Annotated in this window: 9 protein-coding genes; 5 read left to right on the top strand and 4 right to left on the bottom strand. The window is 46.5% G+C overall.

What is annotated here, in order from left to right; all coding sequences use genetic code 11:
• Positions 1 to 130: 130 nt before the first annotated feature.
• On the top strand, positions 131 to 502 hold the full coding sequence (locus BLS69_RS24940; RefSeq protein WP_074096289.1) for a hypothetical protein: 372 nt from the start codon (positions 131 to 133) through the stop codon (positions 500 to 502).
• A gap of 504 nt (positions 503 to 1,006) precedes the next feature.
• Here the strand turns inward: BLS69_RS24940 and BLS69_RS24935 are convergent.
• From BLS69_RS24935 to BLS69_RS24925, 4 genes are all read right to left on the bottom strand, one after another.
• Positions 1,007 to 2,593, bottom strand: a complete 1,587-nt coding sequence (locus BLS69_RS24935) for an oleate hydratase (protein WP_091037679.1) — start codon at positions 2,591 to 2,593, stop codon at positions 1,007 to 1,009.
• A gap of 155 nt (positions 2,594 to 2,748) precedes the next feature.
• Positions 2,749 to 3,012 carry a TetR-like C-terminal domain-containing protein gene (locus BLS69_RS32775; protein ID WP_256332423.1) on the bottom strand — a complete coding sequence of 88 codons (264 nt, stop codon included), beginning with the start codon at positions 3,010 to 3,012 and terminating at the stop codon, positions 2,749 to 2,751.
• An 11-nt stretch (positions 3,013 to 3,023) separates the two neighbouring features.
• Entirely contained in the window at positions 3,024 to 3,383 is a 360-nt protein-coding gene (locus BLS69_RS32770) for a TetR family transcriptional regulator (protein WP_256332422.1), read from the bottom strand.
• A gap of 1,014 nt (positions 3,384 to 4,397) precedes the next feature.
• Positions 4,398 to 5,753 carry a dipeptidase gene (locus tag BLS69_RS24925; protein ID WP_091037676.1) on the bottom strand — a complete coding sequence of 452 codons (1,356 nt, stop codon included), beginning with the start codon at positions 5,751 to 5,753 and terminating at the stop codon, positions 4,398 to 4,400.
• Between the two features lie 215 nt (positions 5,754 to 5,968).
• On the opposite strand from BLS69_RS24925, the gene BLS69_RS24920 reads away from it, so the two are divergent.
• From BLS69_RS24920 to BLS69_RS24905, 4 genes are all read left to right on the top strand, one after another.
• Positions 5,969 to 8,374, top strand: coding sequence for an AraC family transcriptional regulator (locus tag BLS69_RS24920; RefSeq protein ID WP_091037670.1), 2,406 nt, complete (start codon positions 5,969 to 5,971; stop codon positions 8,372 to 8,374).
• A gap of 331 nt (positions 8,375 to 8,705) precedes the next feature.
• Positions 8,706 to 9,635, top strand: a complete 930-nt coding sequence (locus BLS69_RS24915; protein ID WP_165980409.1) for an ABC transporter permease — start codon at positions 8,706 to 8,708, stop codon at positions 9,633 to 9,635.
• Between the two features lie 12 nt (positions 9,636 to 9,647).
• Positions 9,648 to 10,535 (top strand): carbohydrate ABC transporter permease, encoded by an 888-nt coding sequence (locus BLS69_RS24910; protein WP_091037661.1) that lies wholly within the window; start codon positions 9,648 to 9,650, stop codon positions 10,533 to 10,535.
• An 18-nt stretch (positions 10,536 to 10,553) separates the two neighbouring features.
• Complete coding sequence (locus BLS69_RS24905) at positions 10,554 to 12,059, top strand: extracellular solute-binding protein (protein WP_091037658.1); 1,506 nt, start codon at positions 10,554 to 10,556, stop codon at positions 12,057 to 12,059.
• The last annotated feature ends 158 nt before the right edge of the window (positions 12,060 to 12,217 follow it).

Genomic DNA, 12,217 nt, shown 5'->3' with positions numbered 1-12,217 from the left:
TTTGTGATGCATCAGTCTTAGGAGTTAAAACTTGGCTTTTATCTGTGGAGAGGCAACACCTTGCACAATATGTTAAAATAGATCTCAAAAAGACGGGATCTGCGGATCACGCATAACGGAGGCGTGAAACATGGAACGTAACGCTATGCTCGAACATGATCCGTTCATCACAGTGTTGGCGGAGAAGTTGCACATACACGGATATTATGCCTTTTATGGCGAGCATTACAATGAGACCGATATGGAGCTGTACCGCAGACATCTGTTCACATCATTCAGCAATATCGTATGGGTAGAGCTGGATGCACGCAAAAAGTATATGATTGTCGATCATCGTGGACGTAACACGGTCATGAAATTGATCGAAGGTATGCTGAACACACGTAGAACGCTGCGAGCGAATCAAGCAATGGCAGGTACGGACACCTCTGGAGTCCAGCAGGAAATCGCACATTTATCCAAGCTTGTGCACATGTTGAAGTTCACAACATTCCGCACATAAGCGAAGTGTGATATGTAGGCTGTAATAAGCGGCGTGAGTAGGAAGAGTAGAGTATAATATGTGGCTCTCATAAGCGATGAGTAACAACGAAAAATGAAAATAAACACCAAGACATGACAACGAGTGCATCTCATAAGTAGTAATCTCCGAAGGGTCGCTCAGTTCTAACGAACCTGCGAAGCCTTATTTCAATGATTTGGCTGTCATACAAAATGTAACGAATCTTAGACACGCTATTTAATGTAAATGAGCGATATTACGTTACAAAATCATGCTTACACTCCAAATAAGTTGTCTACGATTCGTTAGATTTTCAAACCTGCGAAATTTCAAGTAATAAGGCTTGTGAGGTTCTTTAGACGACAGTTGGCAATTTCCATGAAAGCTATGTGTTGGGTTTAGATAGTAAACGAGTAAACATAAAGAGAGAGTCCTGTCATAGCTGACGGAACTCTCTTTATTTGCTTTATACAATTCAACAACACACATTCTCTATATAAGCAATTATCTAAACGAAGTCACAAAACTGCTGAACAGCGTCCGGACATCATACTGATATTTATTGATCGGCTCAATCGGACGTTTCTCTCCAAGCAGGGTGTAGACGGCGATCCGTGCTGCCCGGACCGAATATTCTTCCGTGAATACCACGTCATCGGGAATCTCGCAGAATTGGCTGATAAAGGCCAGGTTGGTGGAGCCTTCAGGCACAACCTTAGGTCTGTCGCTATTCAGTCTTGGCATGAATTGGGCTGTGATGTAAGGCATCATACAAGGAATGCAGTTGGCGGTAGCCATGATGGCCTCATGATGTTCCTGGAAATGAAGATGGCCAATCAACTCCTGCATAATTTCTTCCCCGGTACAGTCGCACATTCTTTTCTTCACGTAATCGCCCACGTTATCCGGATATAATCCGTATCCCCAGAATACGTTGACATGCTCCGGCTGACCACGGAAATGCGGTTGGAAGGCTAGAACGACAGACATGAACCAGCTGGAATCCTTGAAAGTAACCAGCGCGCCGGTACCTGCCCGGTTGCGTGTGAATTTCTCCATCAGATCAAAGAAGACCGAATCCTGGAAGGTGACCGTAAACGACTCCCATTTGGACTCATCCACATGATCATTAAAAGAAGAAGGGTTGCCCAGCATCGGTTTCTTGGCGGCAATGTTCTCCCACAGCTTCCATGAGCTGCCCTTGCCATTCAGTTTCGGGGCGGAAGTCATGGAGCCGATGTCGGCCCCTTCGGTCATCGAACCGTTTGTGACAATGACCAGATCGCCTTCATTGATGTCGATAATCTCCTCGGCAACGTTGCGTCGAACATGCATCCGACTTACTGTAATGCCGTCACCGTCTTTGAAATCCAGATCGGTAACCGTACATTTCAGCGTGAAATCTACGCCAAACGGCTCCAGGTAGTTATGCAATGGCAGGATTATCGAGTCATATTGGTTGAACGGTGTGCGGGTGACACCTTCCAGCGTCTGAATTCTTGGGAATTCGTGAAAAAAGCGAAGCATGTATCTTTTGAATTCCACGGCGCTATGCCAAGGTTGGAAGGCGAAGGTGGTCGCCCACATATACCAGAAGTTCGTTTTGAAAAAATGAGGGCCAAACCAGTCGTTGATGCGCAGTTTACCCAGCGTGTCTTCAGGAGTAATAATCAGTTTGCCCATCGCCAAACGGTCGGCCATATCAAAGCCCATCGAGAGCACATCTTCGACCTTCCCGTCACGGTTGATGAGCCGTGCATTGGAATGTGTGGGATTGGCATCGTCAAATTCGGTAATTTCCTGTCGGACAGATATGCCCGGACGGTCGATGGAAGGGATGGAAGCCAGCAGCTCCCACAGATTCTCATAGGCCTCGTCATTGAGCATTCGCCCGCCGCGGATGATATATCCTTGATCGGGATTACCAGCTCCGTCATTGCTACCGCCGAGAATGGGCATTTCTTCGATAATGTGAATATGTTCTCCAGGAAAGCCACAATCTCTGACCAGATAAGCTGCACCCGCCAATGATGCAATGCCACCGCCTACAAAATAGACCTGTTTATTACCATATTCTTTCTTCACGATCATTCGCCTCCAAAAGGTTCTGTAATCACATCCCTAATGTAAACCTTGCAGGTCCCGTAAGGTATGATCAAAAGAAAGGGAGTGTCCAATTTTTGGTCACTTGTAGTAAAGTGTCTAAAACCTAGGCATAGATCACATGTGAAAAAAGCCGCGCATCCTTAAGTGGATGGCAGCTTATTCTCATACCTGTGCAGTGCTCTCAGGACATTGCCTTCGATTAGCTCACTGAGCTTCTCAATAATCTGTTTTGGCGGTTCTTGCATGTTGCCCCTCATCCATTGGATGATCAGCCCCGTGAAAGCCAAGGTATAGAAGTTGGCGACGAACTCTTTGTCCTCACTGCGGACCTGTATCCCACAGGCCAGCTCATCAATAACACCCATGATCAGATCATGGGTTACTTCATAGAGGTATGTGTCCAAGTGGGTGCGCCCTAGCGAGTCGATGTATTGATGCAGAACGTTTTATTGTTCTCGATGTAACAAAAGATTTTATGGAATCCGTCCGTCCATGTGCTGTAGCTTCGGTACTCCGTAAGGCTCTCTACCGCTTCAGTCTGATATATCCACCCAAGCAGCGCGTAAATATCCTGAAAATGATAATAAAAGGTTTGCCGGTTCACGCCGCAATGGTCAACCAGATGTTTGACCGTAATCTTGTTCAGCGGGGTGTGCTCCATCAGTGATTTAAGCGAGTGAGCCAGCGCATGTTTGGTTAGGTGAGAAGCAGACACAACATTCACCTCATCATTTTGGATTAGCTTGCTGGTATGCACCAGCAGGTAAACACTCATGGCAAAAGCCCCGCAGCGAAGTCACGAGTATAAGCAAGTCAAAACGCAGGAATCCGAAAGATCCTCCAATCCACAAAACCCCTGTAGCTATCAACATCTTCGTTACCCGATCCGCACCATATTCCATAAGGGTGCATCCTAAATATTGAATATCAATCGCTTCAAATAAACTCCTAAAGGCCACTAGTGTTGTCTCTATCACAATCCCTTAAAAGTTAGCCGTCGTCTAAAACCAGTCACAATAAAGAGCAACCATGGTAAAAGCCTGAAACCTAGTGAAGGAGACGTAATCAATCTAAAAAAAAGGCCGATAAGGTCGCGTATATTATCTCTATAACACTAAACCATTAAAACCGAGACCCCGTCTATAAAATCAGTCATAGGAAGAACGATAACGAAATGATCGAGAAAAAATCGAAAAACTGTTCAGTAGCCCATCGTTTTGTGATCTATCACACTAACCTTCAAAGTTAAACCCATACCTTTAAAGAAGCCATAATAAAGCAAACTGTACGCAATGATCGATACAAAATTCAAAGAACGGCCTAAAGGTCACCATGTTTTTATCTCTAATACACTAACCCATTTAAAAGTAAGTCTCCATCGTCTCCATTCATAAAAAGCAGCCACGAAAAAAAACCACAATTTCACCAAAGAAAAAGAAAAAGAAAAAAGAAACAAAAAAACAACTTCACCAAAGAAACAAAAAAACAATAAAAAGAAACAAATAAATCAAATAAATAAAAAAGACGACCCGAAGGCCGTCCTTTGTTCTCCCCATTACACTAACCAATCAATAGTTAGGCTCAATCTTAAAATCAGTCTGCGAGAAGCTGCAACGTAGTGAAGGGGACGAAATCGATTCTGAAGAAGCGGAGCGTTCGCCTTTATCCCCGGATTTCTCCCTTTAGAAAGGGAATCAAGGAAATCCGGGGATAACAGCGATCAAAAGAACGATTCGGCCCCGGAACGTCCACTCAGCACGCTCTCATGAACTGCTTTTAAACACGATGATTACAAACTCTTCAGAAACTGCACAATCGTCAACAACCCTTTATCAAAGTTCTCCAGGTTGAAGTGCTCATTCGGTGCATGCAGATTCTCATCCGGCAAACCAAAGCCCATCATAACAGCAGGGATTTCGAGTACACGTGAGAGCTTCTCAACAATCGGAATGGAGCCGCCATCTTTGGTAAAGAGGGCACGAACGCCATACACGTGCTCATACGCATCTGCCGCTTTTTGCAGAATTGGATTGGAAGGATCAGTGTTGAAAGCAAAAGCTTTTTCAATCTGTTTCACATGCAGCGTTGCACCCGGTTGAACGTGAGCGCGCAGATGTGCTTCGATACGATCCAATACATGTTGTGGATCTTGATCCGCCACAAGGCGGCATGTAATTTTGGCATGAGCTTCCTTTGGAATAACCGTTTTGCTACCTTCGCCTTGGAAACCGCCCCATACGCCGTTTAATTCCAATGTTGGACGAGCGCCAACACGTTCCACGAACGAGTAACCTTCTTCGCCGTACAATTGCTCCAGCCCAAGGTCTTGACGAAGCTGTTCTTCATTGAAGCCTTGTTTTACAAATTCTTCTCTCATCTCAGGAGACAGTGGCAGAACGCCGTCGTAGAAACCGTCTACACTTACACGACCTTGCTCATCATGCAGCGAAGCGAGCAGAGATACGAGTGCGTGCAGTGCGTTAGGTACACCACCACCAAATGAACCGGAGTGCAAGTCGGTATTGGCTGTGTTCAGATCTACGTGAAGCGAGCAGAGGCCGCGCAGGCCAGTGGAGATCGCCGGTTTACCTTTTTCAAGCAGGGACGTATCCGAGATCAGTACCATGTCTGCACGCAGCTTGTCTGTATTATCATTAAGATAGATGGGCAAGTTCGGGCTGGAGATTTCCTCTTCGCCTTCGATGCAGAACTTGATGTTAACCGGAAGTTCTTTGTTTTCGGCGAGAATGGCTTCTACTGCCTTGATATGTAGGAAAATCTGTCCTTTGTCATCCGTCGCACCACGGGCATACAGCTTGCCATCACGAACGGTAGGTTCGAAAGGAGGCGTCTCCCACAGATTAAGGGGGTCTACAGGTTGTACATCATAGTGACCGTAGATCAGAGCCGTTGGTTTGCCGGGTGCATGCAGGTGATCTGCATAGACAATCGGATGTCCAGCTGTTTGAATGACCTCTACGTTTTCCATACCTGCACGTGTGAGTGCATCTGCTGCCCATTGTGCTGCACGATTAACATCCTCTTTATGCTCGGAAATGGCGGAAATACTTGGAATGGACAACCATTCATTCAGTTCTGCCAGGTGTTTTTCTCTATTTTGTTCAAAATAAGTCTGTTCTTTCATTAAAAAGGCCTCCTTCATGTTTGCTTTATCTCATTGTAATCCATTTTGTCATGTTAATAAAACATTGGTTAAAAAAATGATCGGTTACAGATCGTTTCATTCACCTGAGGATTGTGCGTATAATACAAGAAAAGGATTTCATCCATATATTCTCAGGGGAGTTGAGGAAGTTTCCATGACAGTCAGACCCGATGCAAGCAGGCAGGTGAGCAGCGATGGAACCGACTAGGAGCGATCGAATATTTGGCAGATTCAAGCGATTATCCGATCTGAAGGCTGGAAGGCATAAAGGACGATTTTATCGAAACAGCCTGATGCTGATTTTACTCATTGCCAGCATTCCCGGGCTAATCACAGGTATCGTCATGTATCAACAGGTGGTTGGCCGAATGGAGACCGAGTTCAATCAGATGCATCAGAACCAGATCGAGAACCGGGCACGCAATGTGGATGACCAGCTGGCTTATCTGGAGATGAACTTATCTCATTGGGCTTTTGAACCGAGGTTTGGCAATGCTTTGCGAACACTGGATTTTGTGTATTATTTTAATGAAACGCAGGAGATTGTGACTACCTTATACGTATTACAAGGTTCCCATCCACTGATCAAGTCAGCACAGCTGTATTTGCAGGAACCGAAGCCAATCTTGTTTAATCGGGATTATACCGAGTTGAACGATGAAGCCAAAGTACAAGCCTATGATCGATACCCTTCCATGGGTAACCACGTGTACTGGACAGACTGGGTTTCCAGCATCAACAGAGATACCGAACCTTCGACTAACGATAGTCCACTGCATACGGATGCAGGCAATGCACTTGTTCTAGTACATAAGATACCAGGCGAGAGCATTAATCCGTTTGGTGCACTGATCATCACGCTGGATAACGAGAAGGTTGCCAGTTTATTGAAAACGCTTACTCCTTACGACGAAGGGTTGACGTTCCTCATGGATCAGGAAGGAAACACACTGGTTACCGGGAATCCGGGAACGGCGGGAGAGACTTCTGCTTTTGAGCAGCAGCTAAAAGAAGAAGTAGCCCTGCATGCGGGCAACCGCTCATTCCTGTTCCGATATGAGGATCAGACCTATTCTGTCTCATACGGTTCATTGAGTCGGATCGATTCAGACTGGACTTACGTCTCCGCAGCACCTTTGACATCAGTCACTTCGCCAGTTAAACTGGTGTCCAAAATCATCGTCATTGCCAGTATAGGCAGTCTCATCCTGGGATTATTGTTATCCTGGTTTGCTTCACGCCGCATATATTCGCCTGTAGCGCGGATGCTGCATCTGCTTACGCCTGGCAGAAACGAAACAACACCAACGGATGCCAAGCTGGATGAGTTTGAGCTGCTGGAGCAACAGTGGAACGAACTGACCTCCCGCAGTGTTACGGCACATCGCCAGTTGCAGGAGCAGCTTCCCCATCTGCGCGACAGCTTTGTCCTACAACTTGTACAGGGGCATCTATATGCCTATAACGAGCAGGATCTCCAGCAGCGCATGCGTCATCTTGGATTTGAGCTGGAGGGCCAGCAGTATTTGCTGGTGCAGATGTATTTTACGGGGTACGAGCAACTGCAAGGCAGATTTGGGAGCCAGGATACGGGATTAGTCACCTTTGCAGCCGTGAATATCACTCAGGAAGTGGCAAAGAATTATTTTAGACAGATCAGTGTCATGAATTTTCATGACCTGTCTTCCGCCATGCTTGTGATTGCTCCCCAGGACGAACCTGTGAAATCACAAGCGATGTTATGGGGGCAGGAGCTTGTGGAGGTCATTGGAAGAACACTCAAACTGAAGGTGACTTTGATGATCAGTCGCCCAGCAGCTTCACTTCAGGAACTGCCCGGACGATTCGTTGAGATGGAACAGGCCGTGGCTTATCGCAGTGTGGAGGAAGGAAGTCAGATTCTCGATCTGGAGGATGAGGCGTGTTTCCGCAGAAATGAAGCAGCTTCCTATCCACTTGGGCTGGAACGGGAGTTGTTACAGGCGGTCAGGCTGGGCAAACAAGCCGAAGCAGAACGTGTGCTGGAACAATTCATGAGTGAGATTACGCGGACGGGCAGTACCGAATTTCAGGTGCAACAGATGATGCTTCAATTGCTCGGCAGTATTCAGCACATGATGTTGCAAACGGGTGTCACACCTTATAAGCTGTTTGGTGGTTACAACATGTATGAGCAACTATCCGGTATTCGTGAACCTGTACAGATGAGGCAGTGGATGATGAATGAGGTATTCATACCGTATATACAAGAGGTTGAGGTACGATCGCAGGAACCGCTGAAACTGGTGGTGGAACGAACGATGTTGTATATCGATACACATTACCGTAGCGACATTTCGCTGGAAAACTGTGCTGACGAGGAGCAGATGACACCCTATGCACTGAGTAAGGCTTTCAAACAGGTTTCAGGCATTAATTTTATTGATTATCTGACACGTGTGAGAATGGATGCGGCGAAGCAATTGTTACGTGAGACAACGATGAAAATCAATGATGTTGCGGCGGCTGTGGGATATCAGCACAGTTATTTTAATCGGATCTTCAAGAAACAGGAGGGAGTTACCCCGAGTCAGTATCGCGATCAATGGTTTGGACAATAACCTTTTATATCTTTGTCATTTCAGACTGGCATCCAGCTTTAGTGGATGTCGGTTTTCTTTTTTTTACCGTGATACAAAGAAGGATAAACCCGCAAAAATGTGCAATTCTACCTGCTACGTTATGTTCAGTTTCTTGTGGAAATGGCGTTATAGCGGGCTTTCCGACCATCATGCCGTAGCAATGCAAAAAATGAAGGTTGCTGGAAAAAGATCGGCTGTATAGTCTGAATAACAGGCCAATTGATAACGCTTACATATTTGAGGGAGGGGAGACATGATGAACGGGAAGACGGACTGGAATACCAACGGTACTGCAACTGCTCAAGCGGATATGGCAACAATGCCATTAAAACAGGAGTCCAATTGGAAAAGACAGATTAAACGAAACAAATGGTTATATGTGCTTGTGCTTCCCGGCTTTTTGTACTTTGTCATCTTTAAATACTTGCCCATGTGGGGGATCATCATTGCCTTTCAGGACTACCAGCCTTTCCTGGGCATCCGGGAGAGTAACTGGGTGGGGTTAGAGAACTTTACGAACTTTTTCTCCAACCCGGACTTCTTCCGACTATTACGCAATACATTGGTCCTTGCCCTGTATGATCTTATCTTCTTTTTCCCGGCACCGATCATTATCGCATTGTTATTAAATGAAATTCGAGTCGCTTTCTTCAAAAGAACGATTCAAACGCTGGTTTATGTACCCCATTTTGTATCCATGGTGATTATCGCCAGTATCACGTATGTGTTCCTGACCCCCCAAGGCGGGGTGTTATACGACCTGATCGCCTGGATTACAGGCAAGCCCATTGATGTACTCTCCAGTCCAGGTTCGTTCCGTCCGCTCATTATTGTGCAGATGATGTGGAAGGAGATGGGATGGGGCACGATCATTTTCCTTGCTGCCCTCGCAGGTGTAGATACGGAACAATATGAAGCCTCCATTGTGGATGGTGCAGGACGGTTACGGCGGATGTGGCATATCACACTTCCAGCCATTCGTACGACCATAGTCATTTTGCTCATTCTCAGACTGGGGAACTTCCTCGATACCGGATTTGAGCAGATCTATCTGATGACCAACTCTCTCAACCGGGATGTCGCTGACGTCTTTGATACGTATGTGTACACGGTGGGGATCACGCAAGGTGCATTCAGTTACAGTACCGCTGTTGGACTATTCAAGTCTGTGGTGGGGATTATCCTGGTGCTCGGCAGTAATAAACTTGCGAAAAAATTCGGTCACCCCGGAATTTATTAAGGAGGAGCGCCCATGAACAGCCGTCTATACAACAGCCCTGCCGGCAAGGTTTTTGATATCTTCAATTACGTCATGCTGGGGATTCTGGGCATATTAACCGTCCTTCCTTTCCTGTATATTATAGGGAATTCTTTCGCAACAGAAGCCGAGATCACCGAACGCAGTTTCTTCCTCATTCCGAAGGTGTTTTCCTTCAGCGCGTATGAGTATATCTTTTCCTCGTCCACGATCTTTCGCAGTATTGGTGTTTCCATTTTCATCACGGTGGCAGGTACACTGGTCAATCTGTTCTTCACATTAACGATGGCCTATCCACTATCCAGAAGTGACTTCTGGGGCCGTAATGTCATGATGAATATGGTGATCTTCTCGATGTTATTCGGCGGTGGTATGATCCCAACGTATCTCGTCATTCGTGGACTGGGACTGCTTGATTCCTACTGGGCCCTTATGCTTCCTGGCGCGATCAGCGCTTTTAACTTAATTGTTGTCAAAAACTTTTTTCAGCAAATGCCGCCTGGGCTGGAGGAAGCGGCCCACATCGACGGCTGTTCGGATCTTGGGGTGCTGTGGCGAATTGTTCTGCCTTTATCCAAACCGGTCATCGCCACGTTTGCCTTATTCTACGCCGTAGGACATTGGAACAATTTTTTCTCAGCACTGCTGTACATTTCCGATAGTGACAAATGGCCGCTACAAGTCATGTTGAGACAGATCGTATTGCTCTCGCAGGCCAGTGTCGGAGATATGGCGAACATGGACCCCAATTTTGTACAGCCACCAGAGCAGTCGATCAAAATGGCGGTAATCGTTGTAGGTACAATTCCGATTTTGCTGGTGTATCCGTTTTTGCAGAAGCATTTTGCCAAAGGTGTCATGTTAGGTTCAATCAAAGGCTAAAGCCAAGGGGGAGAACGTATGGGACAAAAAACGGGATTCAAAAAAGGTGCACTGTTACTCTCTGCGTCACTGGTACTAAGTACAATTCTGGGAGCATGCTCCACGGACAAAGCAGGTTCAGGAACCGCTGGTGGTGGCACAGACGAAATTACCATTATGCTGCCGAACTTTGAAGCGGAGAATCCGCCGGAGAACAGCCCGGTCATCCAGAAACTTGAGGAATTGACCAAGGTGGATGTGAACCTGCAGTGGGTGCCAAGCAGCTCGTACGAAGACAAATTCAACATCACATTGGCCTCGGGAAAGCTTCCTCAGATTATGGTGGTGTTAGGGAAGTCCCCAAGTTTCATTAATGCGGCCCGAACCGGGGCTTTCTGGGAGCTGGGTCCTTATCTGAAAGACTATCCGAATCTGAGTCAAATGAATGAAATCATCACCAACAATGCGTCAATCGATGGCAAAACCTATGGGATCTACCGGGCACGGGCCCTGGGACGTAATGGGGTTACAATCCGCAAAGATTGGCTGGAGAATCTGGGGCTGGAAGAGCCGAAGACGATTGATGAATTTTACAATGTGTTGAAAGCGTTCACGAAGGATGATCCGGACGGTAACGGCAAAGATGATACGTACGGTCTGGTTGCCAGCAAATTCACGGGCCCGTGGGATAACATGCAGGTATGGTTTGGTGCGCCCAACAAATGGGGAGATGATGGCAGTGGAGGTCTGATCCCGGCGCATGAGACACCAGAATACATGGAAGCCCTGAAATTTTTCCGGCAAATTTATAGTGAGGGTCTGGTCAACAAGGACTTTGCCGTGATGGATGCAACGAAACTGCCTGATCCATTTGTGAATGGGCAAGCCGGTGTCATGGTGGATGTAGCAGATAATGCCCAGCGCATGGATCAGAAAATACTCGATAAAGACCCTAATGCGACAGGACGTGTGGATGTGCTGCAAGCGATGGAAGGTCCAAAGGGATTACGTGATATGCCAACGTCCGGTTACTCCGGCCTGATTGCGATCTCCAAAAGCAGTGTCAAAACGGAAGAAGACCTGAAGAAGGTACTGAGTTTTCTGGATCAGCTGAATGAACCGGAGTTGCAGGCATTGTTGTACAACGGACTGGAAGGCAAGCAGTACGAGAAAAAAGAAGACTACATCATACCGAGCACTGACAAGCTGGCACTGCGCGACCTGCAGGGTTTAAATCAGATTTTGATGTTTGTACCTGAAGACAGAACGCTTCGTGTACAACAGACACCTGTCCGTGAAAAGGTTGCACAGGTGCAGAAAGCCAACGAAGAGATTGTCATTGCCAATCCTGGTGAACCGCTGATCTCTGATGTTTACGCTCAGAAAGGACCGCAGCTGGACAATATCATTAACGATGCGCGGATCAAATATATCGTAGGTCAGATTGATGAGAAAGGGTTCGAAGATGCTGTTGCTCTGTGGAAGAACAACGGCGGAGACGATTATGTGAAAGAAGTTAATGAACTGTACGCAGCACTGAAGTAGTCGTATAAGCCAGAGCCCGGTAGCTGTGCTTTCAGTGTAGCGGAAACAGCCGGGCTTTTCTTATCGTTGTAATGGCTTGATTCGCGAACAAAATTTCATCCAACTTTCTGGAAATTATGACTTCCTGAATATGGTTTTTGATGTATAATCAAAACGAA

It is taken from the genome of Paenibacillus sp. CF095 (assembly GCF_900101225.1).
Lineage (GTDB): Bacteria > Bacillota > Bacilli > Paenibacillales > Paenibacillaceae > Paenibacillus.
This window is presented reverse-complemented; position numbering and strand designations above follow the sequence as displayed.

What these genes read in the sequence shown, in the direction of transcription:
- BLS69_RS24940 (WP_074096289.1), top strand. Translation starts at nt 131, where the DNA reads ATGGAACGTAACGCTATGCTCGAACATGATCCGTTCATCACAGTGTTG.
- BLS69_RS24935 (WP_091037679.1), bottom strand. Translation starts at nt 2,593, where the DNA reads ATGATCGTGAAGAAAGAATATGGTAATAAACAGGTCTATTTTGTAGGC.
- BLS69_RS32770 (WP_256332422.1), bottom strand. Translation starts at nt 3,383, where the DNA reads ATGAGTGTTTACCTGCTGGTGCATACCAGCAAGCTAATCCAAAATGAT.
- BLS69_RS24925 (WP_091037676.1), bottom strand. Translation starts at nt 5,753, where the DNA reads ATGAAAGAACAGACTTATTTTGAACAAAATAGAGAAAAACACCTGGCA.
- BLS69_RS24920 (WP_091037670.1), top strand. Translation starts at nt 5,969, where the DNA reads ATGGAACCGACTAGGAGCGATCGAATATTTGGCAGATTCAAGCGATTA.
- BLS69_RS24915 (WP_165980409.1), top strand. Translation starts at nt 8,706, where the DNA reads ATGGCAACAATGCCATTAAAACAGGAGTCCAATTGGAAAAGACAGATT.
- BLS69_RS24910 (WP_091037661.1), top strand. Translation starts at nt 9,648, where the DNA reads ATGAACAGCCGTCTATACAACAGCCCTGCCGGCAAGGTTTTTGATATC.
- BLS69_RS24905 (WP_091037658.1), top strand. Translation starts at nt 10,554, where the DNA reads ATGGGACAAAAAACGGGATTCAAAAAAGGTGCACTGTTACTCTCTGCG.